Consider the following 22,928-nt stretch of genomic DNA (forward strand, 5'->3'; position numbering starts at 1 on the left):
ACCTCCGATGACCGTGACACAGCCACCGCAGAGCCCCGTGCCCCCGCCGGCGGCCGCAGCCGTGCGATGGCGGCCCGCCAGGGCCGGCATCCTCAACGTCTGGCGCTACTACGACGAGACCTTCACCTTCCACAAGGGCCGGCTGCTCCTGCGGGGGCAGAACGGCACCGGCAAGTCGAAGGCGCTGGAGGTGCTCCTGCCGTTCCTGTTCGACGCGAGCCTGCGACCCAACCGGCTGTCCACCTTCGGCGGCTCCGAGCGCACCATGCACTGGAACCTGATGGGGGAGGGCACCACGGGCAAGACCCGCGTCGGATACGTGTGGCTGGAGTTCGTCCGCGGTGACGGCGATCCCGGGTGGTTCACCTGCGGCGCCAGACTCCAGGCCAGCGTGCACACCCCCGGTGTCACCGTCGACTACTTCACCACCGGCGCGCGGATCGACCGCCCAGGCGGTCTCTCCCTGGTCAACGACGCGGGCCAGCCGCTCACCCGCGCCGCCCTGGCCGAAGCGCTGCACGGCCGGGGCGAGTTGCACGGGTCACCCACCGACTACCGCAACACGGTCCGCAGCACGCTCTTCCCCGGGCTGAGTGAGCAGCGCTTCGACGCCCTGATCACCGCGCTGCTCCAGCTCCGCACCCCCAAGCTCTCGGAGCGCCTGGATCCGTCGCTGCTGTCCTCGCTGCTCTCGCGGGCGCTGCCCCCGCTCGGCCAGGGCGAGATCACCGAACTGGCCGAGGGTTTCGAGCGCCTCGACCGCCAGCGCGAGCACCTGAAGACACTGGACGACGAGGTGGCCGCGGCCACCGCCGTCGCGAACCAGCAACGCGGCTACGCCCAGCGCGTCCTGCGTGCCGGAGCAGCCGGTCTCATCTCCGCGACGACCGAGATGGACAGCCTCGCCCGCATCGCGAGGGAGAGCGGGGAGGCGCACGCGGGAGCCGTGCGTGAGCGCGACGAGAGCAACCGGACGCAACAGGAACTCGAACACGGGCGGCAGGAGATCGAGGGCGCCATCGAGGGGCTGCTCGACTCCGAGGTCTACCGGCAGGGGCAGGAGCTCGACCAGCTCCGTCGTAGGAGCGAGCAGGCCGACCAGACCGCCGCCCGGGCCCGTACCGCCGCCGACCGGAAGGTTCGGGCGGCCGACGAGGACGCGGGGCGTGCCGACGATGCGCGGCTGCGTTCCGAACAGCGGGCCGAACACACCCGGGCCGCTCGCGAGGAGGCACGTGGCGCGGCGCGGCGAGCAGCCATGGAGTCCGTCTGCGCCGAGGTGCAGACGGTGCTCGGCACCGCACCGGGTCCGTCGGGGGAGAACGAGGAGCAGGGGCGTACGGCGCGCCGTCTGCTGCGCGGTGCGGTCGTCTCGCGGCACCACCAGATCGCCGACGTCCGAGCCGCCGTCGAGCGCCACGAGCGGTTCCTCGCGGGCCGGACGACGGCGGAGCAGCACCTCGATTCGGCGCGCGAACGGCTGACCGGGGCGACCGCGAAGCGCGAGGGGAACGCCCGCGCCTACCAGGCCGCCGTCGATGCCCACGCCGCCCTGTTGCGTCGTTGGGCGAGGGAGGACTGCGCGGAACTCTCGATCGACGACGCCGAGGAACTCGCGTCCCGTGCCGCCGTCGAGACTGATGTCCTCGTGCTGGTCGAAGCCGCGGCCCGGGCGGCGGAGAGCTCCATCACCGCCGACGAGACGACCGCCCGCGCCGGCCGGGACGACGCCCGCGTCGGGCGTGACCGGGTCCTCCGGGAACTGGAACGCATCGCGGCCGCGGCCGATCTCCCGCCGGTTCCACCACGGACTCGCACGGCCGACCGGTCGGTCCTGCCGGGGGCGCCACTGTGGCGTCTGCTGGCCTTCCAGCCGGACGTTCCGCCCGCCGATCAGGCCGGCGTCGAAGCGGCCCTCGAAGCGGCCGGCCTGCTCGACGCCTGGATGACCCCCGACGGCGGTCTCGTCGTCGCCGGGCACGATGTCCTGGCCGATCCGGCAGCGGCCGCGCCCGCACCCGGCCCCTCGCTGCTCGACGTCCTGGCTCCGGAACCCGGCGGCCCGGTGCCGCCCGCCCGGGTGCGGCGGCTGCTTGCCGGTGTCGCCTACGGCCCCGCACTGACGACGGACCACCCGGCCGTCGTGGGCGCCGACGGAAGCTGGCGGCTGGCGATGGCGGTCGGCTCCTGGGCCAAGGAGGAGTCCAGCCACATCGGCGCCGCGGCCCGGGAACGCGCCAGGCAGCGGCGGATCGCGGAACTCACCACCGAACTGGCCGAGGCCGACACCGCCGTCGTCGGCTACGAGACGCGGCTGCATGCCCTCACCGACCGCCGGACGCGCCTCGAAGCCGACCTCCGCTCCCGGCCGCACCACCGGGACGTGGAGGAGGCCAAGGGCGTCTGGGACCGGGCCGAGTCCGAGGTGGGCGCTCGGGAGGACGCCGTGCGGGAGGCCGTCGAACAGCTCGCGCGGCAGGAGAAGGCGGTCGCGGACGCGCTGCGCGTTCTCGCCGTCGCCTCCGCCGAGCATGCCCTGCCGACCGAACATGCCGCCCTGGACAAGACCGCCGCGGCCGTCGAAGCGCTGCGCGAACAGGCCGACGTCTGGCTCGACGCCCATCTCGCCTGGACAGCCGCCGACCAGGCCTGGCACTCCGCGCGCGGCCATGCCGAGGCATCGAGGGGGGCTGCGACCGAGGGCCTGGCGGAGGCCGAGACCGCCGAGGCCGCCGCCCGTGGGCTCCGCTCCACGCTCCGGGCGGTCGAGAGCACCGTCGGTGAGGACTACCGCGAAGTGGCCGCCCGCATCAGTGACTTCCGGAAGTCCCTCGACCGCGTTCGCCGCGACCTCGAATCCGGCACCCAGGCACTTCTCGCGCTCGAAGGCCGCATCGGCGCGCTCGGCGCCACCGCGGCCCAGGACGAGGCCCTGCACGACAGGGCCGTCGAGGCCCGGAACGAGGCCGCCCATGGCTTCCGGCGCCTGTGCGTCCTCGGATTCCCCGAGGACGCGGGCCTCGGGCTCGTCCTCACCTCTGCGGACGGCACCCGCGCCACCCTCGAAGCGGCGCGCGAGACCGCTGCCGCGTGGCCCAACCTGCCGCACGGCACCAGGAACCTCGGTGACTCCCTGAACCGTCTCTCCGAGGCCGTCCACCGAGCCCGCCAGAGCCTCAGCAGCCGCGCCGACCTCGAGCTCGAAGCGGAGGAGGACGTCCAGGTCCTCACCGCCACCGTCGACGGCATCCGGGTCGGCGCGACCGGCCTCCTCGTCATCCTCACCGGTGAGCGTGACCGCGGTCAGGACGACATCACCGCAGCCGAACGCGACCTCTTCGACCGGACCCTCACCGGCGACACGCGCCGCCACCTCGCCTCCCGGATCCGTCAGGCCGGTGAACTCGTCGAGCGGATGAACGGCCACCTCGAAGGGATCCGCACTGCCTCACGGGTGGCCGTCCGACTGGTGTGGCAGATCCACCCCGACCTGCCAGCCGGTACCCGGACGGCCCGTGAGCTGCTGCTCAAGGACCCGGCGCGGATCACCGAAGCCGACCGCGAGGCCCTCCACGCCTTCTTCCGGGGCCGTATCGAGGAAGCGAAGACCCGCAACACGGCGGCGACCTGGGAGGAGCAGCTCGCCGAGGTCCTCGACTACACGGCCTGGCACCAGTTCGTCGTCAAACTGGACCGCGCCAACGGCTCCGGGTGGCAGCTGCTCACCAAGAAGCTCCACGGCGCGCTCTCGGGTGGCGAGAAGGCCATCGCCCTCCACCTGCCGCTGTTCGCCGCCGTGGCCGCCCATTACGAGGCGGTGCCGGAGTCTCCGCGGCTGATCCTGCTCGACGAGGTCTTCGTCGGCGTCGACACCGTCAACCGCGGGCAGGTCTTCGGCCTCCTCGCGGCACTCGACCTTGACCTGGTGCTCACCTCGGACCACGAATGGTGCACCTACCGGGAGCTCTCCGGCATCGCCGTCCACCAGTTGATCACCGGAGGTGACGGCGACGACGCCGTCACCAGTGCCCGTTTCACCTGGACGGGCACCGACCTGCTGCCCGACGAAGCCGACACGGAAGAACCGGCATGACGGACCGCCACCCCCTCGACCTCCCCGAGCTCCGACCCCTGTGGTCGGCCGTTCACGGCCGTCTCTCGACCGGTCGCCCCGTCAGCCGGGTACGGTCCGGACCACTCGACGAGGCGGGCCGGGAGGCACTGGCCGACCTCCTCGGGCTCGACCGGCTCCCCGGCGCCGAACCGACGATCCCCCTCGCCGGGCTCGACAGTGCCGTGCTGGACGCCTGCGGCCGACCCGTCCGGGACGTGGTGACCGCGATCCTCGGCCCGATCCACGACCGGGCTGCCGAGCGCGTACGGAAGACCGGCCAACGCGACGCCCTGTGGGGGTGGTTGGCCGACCACGAGGTGGTCACCGCCCAGCCCGTTCTGCTGGAGTGGGTCGGCCACCTGCGGGCCAGCGGCCTCGTAGACGGCTCACCCGACCGGACCCGAGGCCTGCTGACCGCCGCGCTGACCGTCCTTCACGCACTCCCAGCCGACGGTGAGCCACTACCGGTCCTCGCCGCCCGTCTCCTCGACGGCGACTCCCACGCCCTCGACGACGGGACCCGGCTGTCCTCGCTCGTCCTGCGGGCACTGGCGGTGCTGTACGGCACTGACATGCCCGAAACGGCCGAAGGGCGGCGCGCACTGTGGAGTCGAGCCGGCGTGGCCGACGACGAGCTGTCGGCCACCGTGCTCGCCGTCGGTCTCCGTCCCGGGGGAGAGGGCCCGGTGGCCGAGATCTCCCGGATCTGCGCCGGAGCGGGCCACCCCGTCAGCCTCACCCTCGCCCACGTGCGCTCACCCGGCGAATTCACCGGTCCCACCGGACCCGTGCACATCACCGAGAACCCCAGCGTGCTCGCCCTGAGCCTGCGCCGCTTCGGCCCCCACTGCCCGCCGCTGGTCTGCACCTCCGGCTGGCCCAACACCACCGTGATCCACCTGCTGCGCCGACTCGCCGACGACGGCGCGTCCCTGCGCTACCACGGCGACTTCGACGGCGAGGGCATCCGCATCGCGGCGCACGTCATGGCCAAGACCGGCGCAGCCCCCTGGCGGATGACAGCCGACGACTACCGGGCCGCCGTGTCCCGGGTTCCCCGGGGCCCCGACCCGGGGCGTCTGACGCCCGCACCGTGGGACCGGAGACTCGTCGATTCCATGGCCGAACTGCGCAGCGCAGTGGTCGAGGAGGTGGTCGCCGACCTTCTCCTCGACGACTTGGCAGACCACCGAAACGAATAGAATGACAGCCTGTTCGACGGGCCGAGGGCTACCACCAGCGCTTCGGCCTCGTCCACGTCGACTTCGCGACGCAGCGGCGCACCCCGAAGGCCTCGTACACCTGGTACCGCGACCTGATCGCCGCCCACCGGGCGCGTCGCTCAATGTAGTTGGTCCTTCAACTGCTGCGGGACGTGCGGTCCCTCGGCATCGGCCGAGAGGCCATCAGGTTCAGGGCGCCCGCTCGACCCGAGCGGGCGCCCGCCGCCGTGTCCCGGTACCTGCGCGAGGACGAGCGGATCCACATCGCCGACCGGCTGCGCGAGAAGGCGATGATTCGGGCGATTGCCGGCGAGCTGGGCCGCAGCCCGTCCACGGTCAGCCGTGAAATCAGACGCAACAGCCATCCGGGCAGCCGCAGTTACCGGCCCCATGCCGCGCAGGCCTGCGCCGATTCCCGTCGGCCTCGGCCCAAGCCCGGCAAGATCGCCCGGAACCCGCGGCTGCGGGACTTCATCCAGAACCACCTGGACCGGAAGTGGAGTCCGGAGCAGATCTGCCAGGCTCTGCGGGAAACCTTTCCCGAACGGCCGGAGATGCACGCGGTCCACGAGACGGTCTACCAGGCCCTCTACGTCCAAGGACGCGGCAAGCTCCGCCGCGAACTGGCGGGAGCCCTGCGCAGCGGCCGTGTCCGTCGCAAGCCCCATCGGCGGGGATCAGGCGGGCAGGACCGGCGAAGCCCCGTGCGTTGGGCCGTCAGTCGGTCTGCAGGGCCCGGCCGGGGTGGTAGGCGGTGAGCAGCAGGGCGATGTCGTCGGAACGGTGCGGGGAGCGCCGGGCTTTGCGCAGGAGTTGATCGGCCAGTTCGTCGAGGCTTCCGGCGCGGGCGTGGGCCAGTGAGGTGCGCAGGTCGTCGATGCCCAGATCGATGTCCCTGTCGCGTTCCTCGACGAGGCCGTCGGTGTAGAGGGCGAGGACCGACCCTCGGGGAAGGTACAGCTCCGTCTCCGGATAGCTGCTGGTACCGTCGACGCCGAGGAGCGGGCCGCCTTCCAACTCGAGCACCTCGGTGCTGCCGTCGGGACGGCGTAGCAAGGGTGGACAGTGCCCGGCGCGGACGGCGCGGGCGCGGTCGTTGTCGGGCTCGATACGGATGTAGCAGCAGCTGGCGAGCAGGTCGGGACCGAGGTCGACCAGGAGCCGGTTGGTTCCGGCCAGGACGGCGCTCGGTGAGTGACCGGCCGTGGCGAAGGCCCGCACGGCGCTGCGCATCTGGCCCATGGTGCCGGCTGCGGCGACGCTGTGGCCCTCGACGTCTCCGATGACGAGGGCTACGGCGTTCCCGGTGGGGATCACGTCGTACCAGTCGCCCCCGATGTCCATCCCGCTGGTGCCGGGCAGGTAACGGCCGGTGGTGCGGATGCCCGGCAGGGCGGGCAGGCGGTGGGGCAGGAGTGCGTGTTGCAGGCCGTGGGCGAGGGCGGACTTCGCGTCGTAGAGACGGGCGCGTTCGAGTGCTTGGGCGATCAGACCGCTGAGTGCCGTCAGGATGCCCTGGTCCTTGGCGGTGAATCGGTGGATCTCGTCGAAGCCGAGGATGCAGGTGCCGACTGGGCGGTTGGAGGCGATCAGCGGTAGGTAGACCCAGGCCCCGACGTCGTCCATGGTGTGAGCTGGACAGGCACCGGTGAAGTCCTGCCGGGACTCGAGGAACAGGGGGACGCCGGAGGCGAGCGTCTCCGTTCCGGGCAGCGGAGTATCGAGCGGTTTGCCTTCCAGCCAGTGCAGGAAGCGGTCATGGTGGCCGGTGTGGAAGAGCAGGTGCAGACGGCCGTCGTTGATCACGTAGATGGCCAGGTGCTGTCCGTCGAAGGTCGGCAGGAGCTGGTCGGCGACGACGTCGCACACCTCGATCGTGCTCACCGCTTCGGTCAGCGCGCTGCTGAGCTGCAGTACCCGGTAGATGGCGCCCAGACGCGCGGGCTCCGCGTGGCCCGGCTGCGGGCTCGGCGCGGTGGACCCGGGTCCGGGAGCGGACGAGGGGGTGGTCGCTGCCCAGGATCCCTCCGCTGCCCCGGAACCCCGTGCTGCCCAGGATCCCTCCGGTGGTCCGGACGCGTGGGGCGGTCCGGAGAACGTCACCCTGCCGGTCACGCCGTTCGCATCGGGGTGGAGGGAGAAGGCGAGCCAGCGGTCCGGTGGGCGCCGGACCAGGAAGGCGGTGGGCTGCTGGGAGACCATCGCGGCTCGGTGCCGGTCCTCGAAGACGGGATCGGACAGCCATGGGAGGACATCCCACAGGCAGCGGCCGAGCAGTTCCCCGCCGGGCGCCCCCAGCAACACCTCCAGGCTGCGATTGGCGTATGCGACACGTCCGTCCGGATCGAGGGAGAAGAGTCCGTCCCGGAGCCGTTCCACGGCGGTGACGGCTGCGGCGCCGGCTCCGGCGTCGAGCACGCTGCCGACCAGGTGGGTCCGGACCTCCTTCCCGGGCGCCTCCGGCACGCGCCCCCACAGCTCGACGATGCGGTACCCGTCAGCGGTGCGGATGCGCAGTCGGCGGGCGACCACTCTGCCGTCCGCGCCGGCCGCCCGGGCCGCGGCCCGGAGCGAGACCCGGTCGCCCGGGTGGAGCCGGGAAGCCAGCGTCTCGGCCCGTCCGTCGAAGGCGGCGGGCGTGAGACCGAAGATCGCGCAGAGCTCGTCGTCGGCGACCACGGTCCCGGTGTCGAGCTGCCAGTCGAACAGGCCGACCCGCACTGCCGGCGCGGTGGGCGCCGGGACCTCGATGGGCACCGTCGTGGCGTCGTACGCGAAGGCGACCCCACGGGCTCGAACGTCGGCGAGGGCTGCGCCGAGCCGGTTGGCGATGGCCCGCAGGTGGCGGAGCTGGGCCCTCGACAGCCCTGCGTGCCCGGGTGGCGCCGGCCATACCACCGCCAGTGCTCCCAGACTCTCCTGCCCGGCCCTCACCGGCACCGACGCCGAGCCGAATGCGTACGGCAGGGCCACCGCGAGCTGCGGATAACGTCGCATTGTCTCGTCGGCGCCGGCCAGATGGACTGTCCGGCCCGACCGGTGGGCGACCGCCACCGGAATGGGGCTGTTGACCGGGATGAGCCGCCAGCCGCCGAGCAGGGACGGCGGCGCACCGCAGGTGGCGGCCAGCACGATCGAACGGCCGTCCCGGGAGCGCAGGAAGACGCTCCCGGCATGGGCGGCGGTCTCCTCGATGGCCCTGACCACGGCAGTCACCAGGGCGTCTTCGCGGTCCGCCGCCGCACCGTCGGCCGCCCCGGCCCTGGCCGCCGGTCCGCGTCGTCCGGAATCCGTGGTGGCTCCCGTGTTCGGGTACGGCGCCGCGTCGCTCCCGACGGGTGGCGCCGGCGGGTCCACCGGCTCGTGCCGACTCATGCTTTCCGATCTACGTCCCGACGGCGCCGCTGTCAAGGCCGACCGGGTGATGACCATGGAACGACGGAGGACGTCGTCGTGGGGCACCGTTCGGGGCCCGGACGGCCGGCCCGTGCGGTACCCGCGACGGTGGTGCCGGCCCGACCGGGGCGGTGCCTGCCCGGCGCCCGACGGGCCCCTCGACCAGTGGAAGCCCTCCGCGGGCCGGAGGGGCTATGGTCGAATACATGGGAGAGCGACAGGTCGCACCCATTGCGCCGGACCTGGTAATGACGACTGCCGGCGGCTCGCGGGTCCTCACCCCGAGCCGCTCGTACCACGTTGGCCGCGACCCGGTCAGCGAGATCCCGCTCAGTGACCCCCGGGTGTCATGGCACCACGCGGTGCTGCACCTCGGCGACGGACACTGGATGCTGGACGATCTGGACAGCGACAACGGCACCTGGTCCGGGGGCCGCCGGATCTCGCGCCTCGATCTCGGTGACCTCGGCACCGACAGTGTCATCCGGTTCGGCAGCCCCGGCGACGGCCCGGAGCTGGAGCTCGCCTTGGCACCCCCGCAGCAGTCCGCCGTCCCGCGTCCCACTGCGCTGACTGCGATCACCGGCTCGTACCGGCCGCCCACCGGCATCCATCCGCTGATCGCCCGCACTCTGCGGATCGGCCGCGCACCCGACAACGACCTGGTCCTGGCCGACATCGAGGTTTCCCGCCACCACGCCGAACTGCACACCACCGCCGACGGCCGGTACGCGATCACCGATCTGCACAGCCACAACGGCACCTACCTCAACGGTCAACCGGTGGTGGAGGCCGTGATCGGCCCGGGAGACCTGCTGGGCATCGGCCACTCGGAGTTCTGCCTGGTCGACGGCGAACTCCAGGAGTTCGTCGACACCGGCGACATCACCCTCGACGTGGCCGATCTGGTGGTCACGGTCGGCGACGCCCGGCTGCTCGACGGGATCAGCTTTCCGGTCGGCCTGGACTGCCTGCTGGCGGTCACCGGTCCGAGCGGCTCGGGCAAGTCGACCCTGCTGAACGCGCTCACCGGGCTGCGGCCCGCCGACGGTGGCACGGTGCGCTACGACGGTCGCGACCTCTACCGCGACTACGCCGAACTGCGCCACCGGATCGGCTTGGTGCCGCAGGACGACATCCTGCACACTCAGCTGACCGTCCGGCGCGCGCTCGGCTACGCCGCCGAACTGCGCTTCCCCGGCGACACCGGGGCGGCCGAGCGGAACGCCCGGGTCGACGAGGTGATCGCCGAACTGGGCCTGGAGAAGCGGGCCGACCTGCGGGTCGCCAGCCTCTCCGGCGGCCAGCGCAAGCGGGTCAGTGTGGCACTGGAACTGCTCACCAAGCCGTCGCTGCTCTTCCTCGACGAGCCGACCTCCGGCCTGGACCCGGGGATGGACCGCTCGGTGATGCAGATGCTCCGGGACCTGGCGGACGACGGTCGCACCGTCGTCGTGGTGACGCACAGCGTGCTGAGCCTCGATCTCTGTGACCGTCTGCTGATGCTCGCCCCGGGCGGTCGCACCGCGTACTACGGGCCGCCCGGCGACGCTCTGGAGTACTTCGGGTGCTCGCAGTGGCCGCAAGTGTTCGAGAACTTCGAGACCCAGGAGGACCGCGACTGGATGGGCGAGTACCGGGCTTCGCCCGCGTACCGCCGGTACATCGACCCCGTGGAACGGCCCCGAGCCCCGGTCGCGCCGTCGGGGCCGGCCGAGTCGGACGGAATGCCGCCATCGGGGGCGGCCGGGCGCAGTGGTGTGCCCTCTGCACCGTCCGGGCAGCGCAGCCCGAGGTCCCCGCGGCCCGCGCGACGCCGTGCCTGGCCCGTACCGGTCGAGCCGCCCCCTCAGCCGCAGCGCTGGGACCGCCAGTTGGGCACCCTGGTGCGCCGCTACACCGCCGCACTGGCCGCCGACCGCACCTTCGTGGTGATCATGATCGCGCTGCCGTTCGTGATGGGCGTGCTGGCCCGGGCGTTGGCCGGCGGCAGGCTCACCGACAGCAGTGTGTTCAGTGCGCTGTTGATCCTCTGCGTCGGCGGGGTGCTCACCGGTGCCGCCAACGCGGTCCGCGAGCTGGTCAAGGAGCGGGTGATCTACCGGCGGGAGCGCGCCGTCGGGCTCTCCCGATCGGCGTACCTCTGCTCGAAGGTGGTGGTGCTCGGCACGGTCACGGTGGTTCAGGCCGTGGTGCTCACCATGGTCGCGTTGGCGGGAGTGCGGCTCAGACCCGAGGGTGGCAGCGGGGTCTTCCTGCCGCCGCTCGCCGAGATCGTCATCGTGATGGCGCTGCTCGCCGTCGCCGGAATGATGCTGGGACTGCTGATCTCGGCGCTGGTCGGCAAGGAAGAGGCCACCATGCCGCTGCTGGTGCTGCTGGCCATCGTGCAGGTCGTCTTCACCGGCACCCAGCTGCGCCTGTACGGGGTGCTGGGACTCGAACAGCTCTCCTGGCTGATGCCGTCCCGCTGGGCGATGGCGGCGATGGCCGCCACCGTCGATCTGCACGCCATCTCGCCCGGCAACAACCTGGCGGCCGATCCGCTGTTCCGGCACAGCGCGGGGACCTGGCTGCTGAGTACCGGAATGCTGCTGGTGCTCAGCCTGGCCTACGGCCTGGTGGTCTACTGGCTGCTGCGGCGGACCGAGCCGGCGGTCATGCGTCGGGCCCGGAAGGTCGGCTGACGGACCCGCTCGTCAGCCGGACCGATCCGGGCGCTGCGTCGCCGCCTTCCGCCGTGACCGGCGGACCGCGGCGTCGTGGGGCGGCTACGGTCCGCTGGTGCCGCTAGCCGACCACCGCCGGGGAGCGGGGGGCCTCGGGGGCGGGCTCCGGCTGGTAGAGCTCAGTGCGTCCTTCGACGTGGAGGTGGGGCAGACGGCGGTCGAGCCAGGCCGGCAGCCACCAGTTGCCGCGGCCGAGCAGGTGCATCACGGCCGGTACCAGCAGCAGTCGGACCAGCGTGGCGTCGATCAGGATGGCCGACCCCATGCCGACGCCGATGACCTTGATCGGCAGGTCGGGCGCCGGGACGAAGGCCGCGAACACGGCGACCATGATGGCCGCCGCCGCGGTGATCACCCGCGCGGTGCCCGCCAGTCCGCTGACGATGGACTCCGCGTTGTCGTCGGTGCGAAGCCAGGCCTCCCGCATCCGACTCACCAGGAAGACCTCGTAGTCCATCGAGAGGCCGAACAGGACGGCGAAGGTCAGCACCGGCACGAAGGCCGGCAGCGGGGTGGGGCTGTCGATGCCGATCAACCGGCCGGCGGTGCCCCCTTCAAGGACGAGGGCGACCACGCCGTACGCGGCGCCGACGGAGAGCAGGTTCATCACCGCGGCCTTGAGGGCGACGGCGAGGCTGCGGAAGGCCACCAGGAGCAGGAGCATCGACACCGTGACCACGCCGCCGACCAGCAGCGGGATGCGGCGGGCGATGTTGTCGGTGCTGTCGATCGCGCTGGCGGTCGCCCCGCCGACGTGCACCCGGACGCCGGGGCCGACCGCAGCCGGGATGACGTGATCGCGGAGGTCGCGGACCAGGGTCTTGGTGGAGCTGGACTGCGGACCGCTGTCCGGGACGACGGTGAGCAGCAGCGAGCGGCCGTCGGAGCCGGGCACCGGAGGGGTCACGGCCGTGACGCCGGGCACCGCCTTCAGCGCGGTGGGCAGCGCGGCCGTCGCCTCGGCGGGGGTGCCCGGCGCCAACTCGGCGACCAGGACCAGCGGTCCGTTGCTGCCCGGTCCGAAGCCGGCGGCCACCGCGTCGTACGCCAGCCGGTTCGAGCGCCCGGCGGGGTCGTTGCCCGCGTCGGGGAAGCCGAAGCGCACGCCCAGGAACGGCGCCGCGAGCGCCAGCAGGACGAGGACCCCGGTGACGGCACCGAGGACGCGGTGACGCTCGACGAGCCTGCTCCAGCGCAGCCAGCCGGCGCTCACCGAGCTCTCGCCCCGGGCGGCGCGGCGCTGGGGCAGGGGCAGCCGGAGGCGTTCGATGTGTCGGCCGAGGTAGCCGAGCAGGGCGGGGAAGAGCGTGGCGGACGCGGCGATCACGACGAACACGGAGAGGATCGCCGAGACCGCGGCGCCGCGCATGAACGACAGGCCCATCGCGAACAGTCCGAGCATGCTGACCACCACGGTCATTCCGGCGACCACGACCGCGCGGCCCGCGGTGTCCAGCGCGGCGACCGTGGCGGCCTCGGGTTCGAGCCCCTCGGCGCGCCACTCGCGGAACCGGGTTACCAGCAGCAGCGCGTAGTCGATGCCGACGCCGATGCCCAGCATCGCGGCGAGCGAGGTCGACCAGTCCGGGACCGGCATGATCGCGGCGAGGACCGGCAGCAGGGCGCTGCTGACCGCGAGCCCGCCGAGCGCGGTGAGCAGCGGCAGGCCGGCGGCCACGACCGAGCCGAAGGTGATCACCAGGATCAGGGCGGCGGCCGCGATGCCGATGCCCTCCGAGCCGATCGCGCCCTGCTCGGCCTGCTGGACCGCCATGCCGCCGAGGTGGACTCGCAGGCCGCCGTCGACGGGGCGGGCGAGGTCGAGCAGCCGCTGGGTGTCCGCCTCGGGCATGTCGGGGGCGACGGCGACGTCCAGGTGGATCTGCCCGAGGGCGGTGCGGCCGTCGGCCGACACCTTGCCGCGCGGGCCGTACGGGTCGTCGATGCCGCTGACGTGCGGCACCTCGGCCATCCGGGCGAGCAGGTCCTCGACCCGGCCGCGGGTGGCGGCGTCGGTCACGCTGCCGTCCGAGGTCAGCACCAGGCTGATCGATTCACCGCCCAGCCCGGGGAAGTCCCGTGCCAGCAGCTGCTGGGCCTGCTTGGAGTCCGAGCCGGGTGCGGTGTAGTCGGCGCTGTACTTGGCGCCGAGGCCGGCCGAGAGGCCGAAGGCCGCGCCGGCGGCGAGCAGCCAGAGCAGCACCGTGCGGCCCCGGTTCCGGAAGCTCCAACCGGCTATTCGGCCGAGCGGGCCGGGCCTGTGCGGCCCGCTCTCCCCGGCGGCTGTCCGCCGATCCTCGCGCAGTCCCTGGGACATGTGGTCCTCCGTGCGTCGTCAGGGGCTCCGCCCCGGGCAAAGCGTTACGCTTCATAACGTGCCTTACGAGGCGTAACGTTTCCCTCGACGGGTACGGATTGTCAACGCGGTGACTGGCGCGGCGAGCGGATGGAGAGGCGATGACGGATGGGGCGACCGACGGGAGCGGGGGGCGCAGCCGCCGTGAGCGCCTGCGCGCCGACACGGTGGAGGAGATCAAGCGCGCGGCTCTGAGCCTGATCGTCGAGCGCGGCGCCGCGAACCTCCGCTTCACCGACATCGCCCGCAGCATGGGGATGACCCCGCCCGCGCTGTACCGCTACTTCGCCGACCGGGACGAGTTGCTCACCGCCTTGGTCGCCGACTCGTACGACAGCCTGTCGGACGCGTTGACGGCGACCCGCGAGACCGTGCCGCCGGACGACCTGGACGGACGCTTCATGGCCACCTGCATCGGCTACCGCACCTGGGCGCAGCGGAATCCGGAGCGCTTCGCCCTCATCTTCGGCGCCCCCGTGCCCGGGTACGCGGCCCCACCGGACGGACCGACCGTGGCGGCCGGCCGGCGGGCGATGGAGCACATGGTCGAACTCGTCGCCGACACGGCCGAACGCGGCCGGCTCGGCAGCCCGCCGGTGCCGGACGCGGCGGAAGCCCTGATGCTGGCCTGGGCCACCGTGCACGGCTTCGTCACCCTTGAGGCGCACGGCCACTTCCACGCGCTCGACCAGCAAGCGCGGGACCGCCTCTTCGCTGTCCAGGCGGGCGTCGCCGCGCGCACCGCAGGCCTGTCGCCGGCCGTGGACCGGTGATGACCACAACCCGCGCGGCAGACGGCCACGGCTCGGGCGGCGCGGGCCGCGCTGACCGTCCTGGCCGCACTCCCGGCCGATGGCGAGCCACTGCCTGTGCTCGCCGCTCGCCGCTCGCCTCCTCGGTGACTCGCACGCCCTCGACGACGGGACCCGGCTGTCCTCCCTCGTCCTGCGTGCACCGGCGGTGCTGTACGGCATCGACATGCCGGATGCCGCCGAGGGGCGACGCGGACGGGCGGAGGGCTACCACCAGTGCTTCGGCCTGGTACCGCGACCTGATCGCCGCCCACCGGGGGAAGCTCGCGGCGCGGTAGCGGGCCGGAACCGGGGCTCTGTCCCCCGTGAGAGCTACGTGCAGGTGTCCCCTGTGAGGTGACGATTCCTGATCACCGTTTCCCTAGCGTTCAGTTCAGCCGCGGCGCCTTGATCGCGGACCGGACTGGGAACCGGAAACGGAACCGAAGAAGGAGTCGTCATGAAACCGGTGTGGCAGGTCCTGGCCGTGGTCCTGGTCGGTGCGGTCTGCGGTCGAAGTGCCACCGCGGTCCAGGACAACCCGTGGCTCTCGCTCCTCCTGGGCAGCTTGACGGTCGTGCTCTCGGTGCTCGTCTACCGATGGGCCGTGGGCCGTACCGAGCGGCGCCCGGTCACGGAACTGGCCCGGGAGGGAGCGCCCGGGTCGCTCCTGCGGGGCCTGGTGATCGGGGTCGCGATGTTCGGATCCGTCATCGCGAACATCTACTTCCTCGGGGGCTACAAGGTCCACGGCTTCGGCTCGCCGACCGGGGCGATCGGGCTGGTCGGCTTCATGGCGGGCGCCGCCGTCACGGAGGAACTGATGTTCCGCGGCCTGCTCTTCCGGCTCGTGGAGCGCGGCCTCGGAACCTACATCGCGCTGGCCCTGTCCGGCACCGTGTTCGGTGCGTCCCACCTGCTCAACAAGGACGCCACCCTGCTGGGCGGCGTCGCCATCGCCATCGAGGCCGGCGGCATGCTCGCCGCCGCGTACGCCGCCACCCGCTCCCTGTGGCTGCCGATCGGCCTGCACTTCGGCTGGAACTTCGCGGAGTCCGGCATCTTCGGCACCGAGGTCTCGGGCAACGGCGACACGCACGGACTACTGGACGCCTCGACGTCGGGGGCCAAGCTGATCACCGGCGGCGAGTTCGGCCCGGAGGCCAGCGTGTACGCGACGCTGTTCGGCGCGCTGCTCACAGTCGTCTTCCTGTGGCTGGCCCGTCGGCGCGGCCACATCGTTCCCCGCCGGCGTGCCGAGCGCGTGGACGCCCTCGCTACACTCGCCCGGTGATGAGCCTTCAGGGGGCCGGTCAGGTGTGGCGCCGGCTCGACGTCACCCTCCGCGACCTCCCTCTCGGGACACTGTTCCTGGTCGCGTCGTTCCTGCCGGGTCTGAGCGGCCACGGGACGCAGGTCGGGGATCTGCCGACCCGCCCCTTCGACGCGCTGGCCGTCGTGGCCCTCGCGCTCGAATGCCTCTCCCTCGTGGTGCGCCGGCGGTGGCCGGCCGGCTGTCTCGCGCTGGTGGCGTGCGGATTCGCGATCGACCAGTTGTGCGGCTACCACTCGGCCGCCGGCACCGCCCTGCCCGTCGCGCTGATCAGTGCCGGCTTCCATCTGGAGCAGCGCCGGCGTACCACCGTGGTCCTGCTGTCCGTGGCGTACGTGCCGCTGGCGATCGCGCTCGCCCGGCTCGGTTCGGGCGGCGAGACGGCGACGGGGTTCGTGACGTTCTACCTGGCGCTCGCCCTGGCCTGGGGAGCCGGGGCGTGGCTGCGTTCCGCGCGGGCCGCGGAGGCCGCACGCCGCGAGCGTGTGGCCGCCGAGACCCGTACTGCCGAACGCGGCCGCATCGCCCGCGAGTTGCACGACGTGGTGACCCACCACGTGACCGCGATGGTCGTCCAGGCCGAAGCCGCCCGCTACCTGACCGCCGCACCCGAGCGGCTGGAGCAGTCCCTGACCGCTGTCAGCGACACCGGCCGCCGCGCCCTCACCGACCTGCGTCACCTGCTGGACCTGCTCAACCCCGGCCACGGCACCGACCGCGGCACGGACCACGGCGTCGGCCCGGCGGAGGCCACGCAGGCCAGGACACCGGCCGTCGGCAGGGTCCTCACGCTCGTCGAGCAGACCCGCCGGGCCGGACAGCCCGTGGACTTCACCGAGCGGGGCACACCGCCGGCCTCGACCGGCAGCGCCGACCTCGTCGCCTACCGGGTGGTGCAGGAAGCACTGACCAACGCCCTCAAGTACGCTCACGGCAGCCGCACTTCCGTGCAGGTGCAGCGCTGCGAGAGGGAGATCACCGTGGAGGTCAGCACGGACGGAACCGGCTCACCCACCGCCACCGCCACCGGCAGTGGACGGGGCCTGGCGGGCCTGCGCGAGCGCGTCGACGTTCTGGGCGGCGACTTCAGCGCCGGCCGCGGCCCGGACGGCGGCTTCACCGTCCGGGCACGCATCCCCGCCGACGGCACCTCGTGAGCGCACCGATCCGGGTCCTGGTCTGCGACGACCAGATGCTGGTCCGCACCGGCCTGGTCACCATCATCGGTGCCCAGCCCGACATGGAAGTGGCGGGCGAGTGCGGAGACGGACGGACCGGGGTCGAACTCGCCCGCAAGGTACGACCCGACGTCGTCGTGATGGACATCCGCATGCCGGTCCTCGACGGCCTCGAAGCCACCCGCCTGCTGGCCGGCGTCGGAGTGCCCCACCCGGCCAAAGTCCTCGTGGTGACCACGTTCAACCTGGACGAATACGTCTACGAGGCACTGCGCGTCGGCGCCAGCGGCTTCCTCCTCAAGGACGCCCCTCCGGACCGACTGCTCCACGGCATCCGGACCGTGGCCACCGGAGCGGCCCTCCTCGACCCCGACGTGACACGCCGCCTCGTCGGGCGCTACGCCGCCCGCATCCGCCCCGCCGAGAAGACCCACCGAGACCTCCCGCTCACTCCTCGCGAACTGGAAGTTCTCCGCCTCATCGCCGACGGCCTCTCCAACCGCGAGATCGCCGCGACCCTCGTCATCAGCCAGGAGACCGTCAAGACCTTCGTCTCCCGCATCCTCACCAAACTTCAACTCCGTGACCGGGTCCAGGCCGTCGTCTATGCCTACCGCCACGGCCTGGTTGCCTGAGCGGGCATTCCGTCCCCGGTCGAGCGGGTGCGGGTCTTCCACGAGCACCACGTCGTCGCGGTCCGGGACTTCATGTCAGTGCCCAAGTGCCCGCAGCGGCAGCCGGCCTGCGTGGAGCTGCAGTTGAGGCGTTGTTCGACAACAGTGCCCCGGTCGGCCACCCGGCCCGGCAGGCCTCGCGGCCGGCCGGGCCGTACCCGGTCGTTCGGGGTGCTCAGTTCGTCGCGTCCGGCTTGACGAGGTCCGGGAGCTTCGTCTCGAACAGTGCGTCGAACGTCAGCGAGGGCAGGATGTGGCCCTGGTTGGCGGCGTCGTTGGCCACGCCGGCGGCCCACGAGGCGGTCGCGAAGCGCTGGTTGGGGGTGCCGTGGTGGCCGGGGCTGGAGAAGGCGCAGTCGCCGACCTGGTAGAAGGACTTCTCGGAGTCCAGCAGGCGCTTGGCGTTGAGGGCCTCGCCGCGCGAGTGGGTGAGGAAGTAGGTGCCGTACGCGTCCGCCATCAGCTCGACGCGGCGGCTGCCCTCCGGCGTGCCGACCCGGTCGCCGATCAGGTCGTCCTCGTACTGCACGTGGTGGCCGAACTCGTGGGCGAGGATGGCGCGCGGGGCGGTGGTGCCCAGACCGATGGCCCGCATGGCCTCCAGGATGCCGTCACCCATGACGATGCGGTCGCCGATGCCCGCCGGGTGCGGGGCGCCCTTCTCGGAGAAGGCGAACGCGTTGAGGGTGAAGAACGGGTTGTCGCCGCCCTGGAGGACCGGGTCGAGGTTGATCACGTGGATGATCAGCGAGGCCAGGCCCAGCGCCACCTCGTGGTTCTCCTCCGGGATGCCGTACATCAGGCTCACCACGGGGGCCAGCCGCTCCGGGGAGGAGAAGAGCTCGCGGCCGTGCATCGGCACGAGCTGGATGTCGTCGGAGTGGATGTCCCAGAACCTCTTCAGGTCCTTGCTCTCGGACGTCAGCTCGTTGGTGTACTCGCCGTTGACGCCGAAGGTGTTGGACTTCGACTCGCTGCCGAAGTACAGCGCGTCGTAGGTGGGCATGTCGAACACGCCCAGGAAGTAGAGGAAGAAGAGCGGCTCGAAGTTGGCGCCCTGGAGCAGGGTGCGCTGGTAGTCCCTCAGCGCGTTGCTCTCGCACTGGTAGTCACCGGGGTTGATGACGCTGTCGCGGACGGCGGCCCACTGGGTGTCGTGGATGCCGAATGCGGCCGTGGCGGCATCGCGGTGCTGCTGCCAGTCGGCGGGCAGCTTGGCCAGGGCCTGGTCGGCGAGGGCCTTCAGGTCCGGGGACAGGCGGGAGGTGTCGAACGTGGAGCCGGGGGCGGCGGAGGTGACGGCGGCTGACGTGGCGGCGGGGGGCGTCGTGGCGTCGGAGGCCACGGCCGGCAGGGCGGCACCGAGGGTGCAGGTCGCCGCGGTCACCACGGTGACGGCCCAGGCGAGGGTCTTCTTCACGAGTGAACTCCTAGATATGCGAGACGACATGGGGGTTTCCGGCGAAGGGGGGGAACGGTCGGCCGTGCCGTATGCAGAGTTTGCGAGGAACAGATCTGTTACTGAAGAGTTCGCTGTGTCGAAATCCGGCATGGCAGGAAGCAGACAGGTCCCACGCGTCCTCGGAGAGCACCGGGCCACCACGTCCTCGGTGAGCACCGGACGACCGCGCCCACTGTGCTGAAACGGACGCGGGGCGCTGTGTCCGACGGCACTCGCCCGGCTGGGACCGTGCGTGCGAGAATTGGCATATGCATTCGATTGTTGGTATAGATATCAGCAAAACGGCCGAGAATGCCTACCTCGCCCTCGTCGAGCGCGGCCCGGCGGCGATGCCCGAACTGGCGAGCGCCCTGAGCGTGAGCTCGCGTGCCATGAGCACCGCGATCGGCGAACTGACCGGGCTCGGCCTGGTGGAACCGGACGGACCGCAGCTGGTCGCCCGCCCCCCGCGGGCTGCCCTCGACGCGGTGGTGGAGAGTCGCAGCAGAGAACTCGCCGCGCTGCGCAGTGGCATCGAGGAGCTGTCCCGCTTCTGGCGCGACCACCACGTCGGAGGAGCCGACTACATCGAGATCGCCCGGACGGCAGCGGCCCGCAGCGCACTCGTCCGGCGGCTCTACGACGAGGCCACCGAGCAGATCCGCGCCCTGACCATCGGCTACACCGGCCGATCGGCGCAGTCCAACACCCTGGCCCCGGGAAGTCGGGACGCCCTGGCGCGCGGCGTCACGTGTTCGGTCGTCTACGGATCCCATGTCCTGCGCGACCGGGCCGCCAGGGCGGCGGTCCGGACCTCCGTGGAACTCGGCGAGCGAGCACGGGTCTTTCCCGACGTTCCGCTGAACATGGCCGTGTGCGACGACCGCTTCGCCCTGGTGTGTCCCCCCGCGAGCGACTGGGACCGCCGCCACCACATCCTCGTGCAGCGGTCGGACCTCCTTGACGCGCTGATCGGCATCTTCGAGTCGTTCTGGCAGATCGCCGTCCCGCTGCCCGCCGCCGAGACGGGGGACGATCTCGCGACGACTGCCACCGCCGAGAACCGGCGGCTCCTCGCCTGTCTCAGCGGTGGCCTGACCGACGAGTCGATCGCCCGCGAACTCGGCGTCAGCGAGCGGACGGTGGCCCGCCGCATCACCCGTCTCCAGGAGCTCCTCGGTGCGCGGACCCGCTTCCAGCTCGGCGTCCAGGCGAGCCGTCGCGGCTGGCTCTGAGCCCGGCTCAGATTCGTCGCGGCTGGTTCTGGGCCGGGGCAGCGCGCGCCGTGACGCGGCGGCGCTTCGGCCGGCGCCGCCCGTCACCGGTTCGTACCTCCGGTCGGCTCGCCGACCTTCTCCTCGACGACTTGTCAGAGTACCGTCACGGATGGAATGACAGGCTGTTCGACGGGCCGAGGGCTACCGCCGGCGTTTCGGCCTCGTCGTCCACGTCGACGTCGTGGAGCCGGCGGTCGGTCATGGCCTCGCCTTCACGCCTTGTCCGTACAACTTGATGCGTTCGTCTGCCGTACGGCGGCCGGTCATGAACGGGCCGCCGGTTGGTACCCCGCGCGCGCTGTCCTTGGGGGCGCCGTCCTCCACCCTCCTGACATGCTGAGGTCAATCCACCCATGGCAGAGCTGAATCGTCGTCGCTTCCTCCAACTCGCCGGTGCCACCGTCGCGTTCTCGTCGCTGTCGCAGAGCATCGCGCGCGCCGCGTCCATCGCCCCGCAGGGGAGCACCGGCACCCTCCAGGACGTCGAGCACATCGTCGTGCTGATGCAGGAGAACCGCTCGTTCGACCACTACTTCGGGGCGCTGAAGGGCGTCCGGGGCTTCGGCGACCCCCGCCCGGTCACCCTGCCGAGCGGCAGCTCGGTGTGGCACCAGACGGACGGCCTCAAGCGGGAGGTGCTGCCGTTCCGGCCCCAGGTCAGCGATCTCGGGATGCAGTTCGTCCAGGACCTCAACCACGACTGGGCCGGCGGCCACAAGGCCTTCAACAGCGGCAAGTACGACCAGTGGGTACCCGCCAAGACGGCCACCACGATGGCCTACCTGACCCGCCAGGACATCCCCTTCCACTACGCGCTCGCCGACGCGTTCACCATCTGCGACGCCTACCACTGCTCGTTCATCGGCTCCACTGACCCGAACCGCTACTACATGTGGACGGGCTGCACCGGCAACGGGGTCGCCGGCAACGGCCCGGTCCTCGGCAACCAGGAGGCCGGCTACAGCTGGACGACCTACCCCGAGCGGCTGGAGAAGGCCGGGGTCTCCTGGAAGATCTACCAGGACGTCGGCGACGGACTGGACGCGGCCGGCTCGTGGGGCTGGATCGGCGACGCCTACCGCGGGAACTACGGCGACAACTCGCTGCTCTACTTCAACAATTACCGCAACGCCAAGCCGGGCGACCCGCTGTACGACAAGGCCCGCACCGGCACCAACGCCAAGGCCGGCGACGGCCTGTTCGACCACCTGCGGCGCGACGTGCAGGCCGGCACCCTGCCGAAGATCTCCTGGATCGCCGCCCCCGAGGCCTTCACCGAGCACCCCAACTGGCCCGCCAACTACGGTGCCTGGTACGTCTCCCAGGTGCTGGACGCGCTGACGTCCAACCCCGAGGTGTGGGCCAGGACGGCGCTGTTCATCACCTATGACGAGAACGACGGCTTCTTCGACCACGTCGTGCCGCCGTTCCCGCCCTCCTCCGCCTCGCAGGGCCTGTCGACGGTGGCGACCACCGCCGACTACTTCGGCGGCGGCATCGGCTACTCGGCCGGACCGTACGGGCTCGGCCAGCGGGTCCCGATGCTGGTCGTGTCGCCCTGGAGCACCGGCGGCTACAGCTGCTCGGAGACGTTCGACCACACCTCGATCATCCGCTTCATGGAGCGCCGCTTCGGCGTCCAGGAGCCCAACATCTCGCCCTGGCGGCGCGCCATCTGCGGCGACCTGACCTCCGCCTTCGACTTCACCGCGTCGAACACGGCCGCGGCGGCGCTCCCCTCGACGGCCGGCTACGCCCCGGCAGACCGCAACCGCCACCCGGACTACGTGCCCACCCCGCCCGCCACCGGCACCATGCCGAAGCAGGAGGCGGGCGCGAAGCCCACCCGCCCGCTGGCGTACGCGCCGTACGTGGACGGGGCGGCCGACACCGCCGCGGGCAAGTACCGCCTCACCTTCAGCGCGGGCGCGGCGGCGGGCGCCCAGTTCCTGGTGACCTCGCCCAACCGCACCGACGGTCCGTGGACGTACACCACGGAGGCGGGCCGGACGATCGCGGACGCCTGGAACACCACGTACTCCAAGGGCGTCACGGACCTCACCGTGTTCGGCCCCAACGGCTTCCTGCGCCGCTTCCGCAACCCCGGCAAGACGGCCGGGCCCGAGGTCACCGCCCGCCACAACGCGACCACCGGCGACCTCGACCTCACCCTCACCAACGCGGGCGCCGCGGACGTCGTGCTGACCCTCACCAACGCCTACGGCGGCACGCCGCAGGCCCTCACCGTCCGCCGGGGCGCGACCGTCACGTGCACCGTCGACCTGAGCGCCTGCCGCAACTGGTACGACGTGACCGTCACTTCGGGCGCGACCGCCGACTTCGTGCGCCGCCTGGCCGGCCACGTCGAGACCGGCGCCCCCGGTCTCTCCGACCCGGGCATCGTCACCTACTGACG

General features: G+C 72.0%; 14 protein-coding genes and 2 pseudogenes. 13 read left to right on the forward strand and 3 right to left on the reverse strand.

Going from position 1 to position 22,928, the window contains the following annotated elements; translation table 11 throughout:
• Nucleotides 1-7: 7 nt before the first annotated feature.
• The 4 genes and pseudogenes from ACFVVA_RS16420 to ACFVVA_RS16435 all read left to right on the forward strand — a co-directional run.
• Nucleotides 8-4,093: a TIGR02680 family protein gene (locus ACFVVA_RS16420; protein ID WP_387690024.1), complete on the forward strand. Its 4,086-nt coding sequence runs from the start codon at nt 8-10 to the stop codon at nt 4,091-4,093.
• The gene (locus ACFVVA_RS16425) at nt 4,090-5,316 is read left to right on the forward strand and encodes a TIGR02679 family protein (protein WP_387690026.1); all 1,227 of its coding nucleotides are present in this window, start codon (nt 4,090-4,092) and stop codon (nt 5,314-5,316) included. Before ACFVVA_RS16420 ends, ACFVVA_RS16425 begins: the two co-directional genes overlap by 4 nt.
• Before the next feature lie 20 nt (nt 5,317-5,336).
• A pseudogene (locus tag ACFVVA_RS16430) lies at nt 5,337-5,465 on the forward strand (family 1 glycosylhydrolase); the annotation flags it as partial.
• Nucleotides 5,466-5,522: 57 nt separating this feature from the next.
• Nucleotides 5,523-6,032, forward strand: a pseudogene (locus tag ACFVVA_RS16435) (transposase); the annotation flags it as partial.
• A 22-nt stretch (nt 6,033-6,054) separates the two neighbouring features.
• On the opposite strand, the gene ACFVVA_RS16440 reads toward ACFVVA_RS16435, so the two are convergent.
• A complete protein-coding gene (locus tag ACFVVA_RS16440) occupies nt 6,055-8,553 on the reverse strand; it encodes a SpoIIE family protein phosphatase (protein WP_387690028.1) in 2,499 nt (832 codons plus the stop codon).
• 386 nt (nt 8,554-8,939) lie between these two features.
• Between ACFVVA_RS16440 and ACFVVA_RS16445 the strand changes: the two genes are divergently transcribed.
• Nucleotides 8,940-11,420 (forward strand): FHA domain-containing protein, encoded by a 2,481-nt coding sequence (locus ACFVVA_RS16445; protein ID WP_387690030.1) that lies wholly within the window; start codon nt 8,940-8,942, stop codon nt 11,418-11,420.
• Between the two features lie 103 nt (nt 11,421-11,523).
• On the opposite strand, the gene ACFVVA_RS16450 is transcribed toward ACFVVA_RS16445, so the two are convergent.
• Entirely contained in the window at nt 11,524-13,779 is a 2,256-nt protein-coding gene (locus tag ACFVVA_RS16450) for an MMPL family transporter (protein WP_387690032.1), read from the reverse strand.
• A gap of 140 nt (nt 13,780-13,919) precedes the next feature.
• Between ACFVVA_RS16450 and ACFVVA_RS16455 the strand changes: the two genes are divergently transcribed.
• From ACFVVA_RS16455 to ACFVVA_RS16480, 6 genes are all read left to right on the forward strand, one after another.
• Nucleotides 13,920-14,591 (forward strand): TetR/AcrR family transcriptional regulator, encoded by a 672-nt coding sequence (locus ACFVVA_RS16455; protein WP_387690034.1) that lies wholly within the window; start codon nt 13,920-13,922, stop codon nt 14,589-14,591.
• 79 nt (nt 14,592-14,670) lie between these two features.
• The gene (locus ACFVVA_RS16460) at nt 14,671-14,970 is read left to right on the forward strand and encodes a TIGR02679 domain-containing protein (RefSeq protein ID WP_387690035.1); all 300 of its coding nucleotides are present in this window, start codon (nt 14,671-14,673) and stop codon (nt 14,968-14,970) included.
• 99 nt (nt 14,971-15,069) lie between these two features.
• On the forward strand, nt 15,070-15,903 hold the full coding sequence (locus tag ACFVVA_RS16465; protein WP_387690037.1) for a CPBP family intramembrane glutamic endopeptidase: 834 nt from the start codon (nt 15,070-15,072) through the stop codon (nt 15,901-15,903).
• Nucleotides 15,903-17,099 (forward strand): sensor histidine kinase, encoded by a 1,197-nt coding sequence (locus ACFVVA_RS16470; protein ID WP_387690109.1) that lies wholly within the window; start codon nt 15,903-15,905, stop codon nt 17,097-17,099. The genes ACFVVA_RS16465 and ACFVVA_RS16470 overlap by 1 nt, the downstream gene beginning before the upstream one ends.
• On the forward strand, nt 17,096-17,755 hold the full coding sequence (locus ACFVVA_RS16475) for a response regulator (RefSeq protein ID WP_387690039.1): 660 nt from the start codon (nt 17,096-17,098) through the stop codon (nt 17,753-17,755). Before ACFVVA_RS16470 ends, ACFVVA_RS16475 begins: the two co-directional genes overlap by 4 nt.
• A gap of 27 nt (nt 17,756-17,782) precedes the next feature.
• A complete protein-coding gene (locus ACFVVA_RS16480) occupies nt 17,783-17,992 on the forward strand; it encodes a DUF3050 domain-containing protein (RefSeq protein ID WP_387690041.1) in 210 nt (69 codons plus the stop codon).
• Here the strand turns inward: ACFVVA_RS16480 and ACFVVA_RS16485 are convergent.
• Nucleotides 17,970-19,214: a hypothetical protein gene (locus ACFVVA_RS16485; protein WP_387690043.1), complete on the reverse strand. Its 1,245-nt coding sequence runs from the start codon at nt 19,212-19,214 to the stop codon at nt 17,970-17,972. The two genes, ACFVVA_RS16480 and ACFVVA_RS16485, sit on opposite strands and share 23 nt — an antisense overlap.
• 290 nt (nt 19,215-19,504) lie before the next feature.
• On the opposite strand from ACFVVA_RS16485, the gene ACFVVA_RS16490 reads away from it, so the two are divergent.
• Both ACFVVA_RS16490 and ACFVVA_RS16495 read left to right on the forward strand, forming a co-directional pair.
• Nucleotides 19,505-20,470 (forward strand): LuxR C-terminal-related transcriptional regulator, encoded by a 966-nt coding sequence (locus tag ACFVVA_RS16490; protein WP_387690045.1) that lies wholly within the window; start codon nt 19,505-19,507, stop codon nt 20,468-20,470.
• Between the two features lie 395 nt (nt 20,471-20,865).
• Nucleotides 20,866-22,926, forward strand: a complete 2,061-nt coding sequence (locus tag ACFVVA_RS16495) for a phosphocholine-specific phospholipase C (protein ID WP_387690047.1) — start codon at nt 20,866-20,868, stop codon at nt 22,924-22,926.
• Nucleotides 22,927-22,928: the final 2 nt, after the last annotated feature.

The organism is Kitasatospora sp. NPDC058048 (assembly GCF_042885555.1).
Lineage (GTDB): Bacteria > Actinomycetota > Actinomycetes > Streptomycetales > Streptomycetaceae > Kitasatospora > Kitasatospora lactacystinica.

Excerpts from the sequence above, each read along its gene's own strand:
- ACFVVA_RS16460 (WP_387690035.1), top strand. The coding sequence starts at position 14,671 with ATGGCGAGCCACTGCCTGTGCTCGCCGCTCGCCGCTCGCCTCCTCGGT.
- ACFVVA_RS16495 (WP_387690047.1), top strand. The coding sequence starts at position 20,866 with ATGGCAGAGCTGAATCGTCGTCGCTTCCTCCAACTCGCCGGTGCCACC.
- ACFVVA_RS16445 (WP_387690030.1), top strand. The coding sequence starts at position 8,940 with ATGGGAGAGCGACAGGTCGCACCCATTGCGCCGGACCTGGTAATGACG.
- ACFVVA_RS16425 (WP_387690026.1), top strand. The coding sequence starts at position 4,090 with ATGACGGACCGCCACCCCCTCGACCTCCCCGAGCTCCGACCCCTGTGG.
- ACFVVA_RS16420 (WP_387690024.1), top strand. The coding sequence starts at position 8 with ATGACCGTGACACAGCCACCGCAGAGCCCCGTGCCCCCGCCGGCGGCC.
- ACFVVA_RS16450 (WP_387690032.1), bottom strand. The coding sequence starts at position 13,779 with ATGTCCCAGGGACTGCGCGAGGATCGGCGGACAGCCGCCGGGGAGAGC.
- ACFVVA_RS16490 (WP_387690045.1), top strand. The coding sequence starts at position 19,505 with ATGCATTCGATTGTTGGTATAGATATCAGCAAAACGGCCGAGAATGCC.
- ACFVVA_RS16470 (WP_387690109.1), top strand. The coding sequence starts at position 15,903 with ATGAGCCTTCAGGGGGCCGGTCAGGTGTGGCGCCGGCTCGACGTCACC.
- ACFVVA_RS16465 (WP_387690037.1), top strand. The coding sequence starts at position 15,070 with ATGAAACCGGTGTGGCAGGTCCTGGCCGTGGTCCTGGTCGGTGCGGTC.
- ACFVVA_RS16455 (WP_387690034.1), top strand. The coding sequence starts at position 13,920 with ATGACGGATGGGGCGACCGACGGGAGCGGGGGGCGCAGCCGCCGTGAG.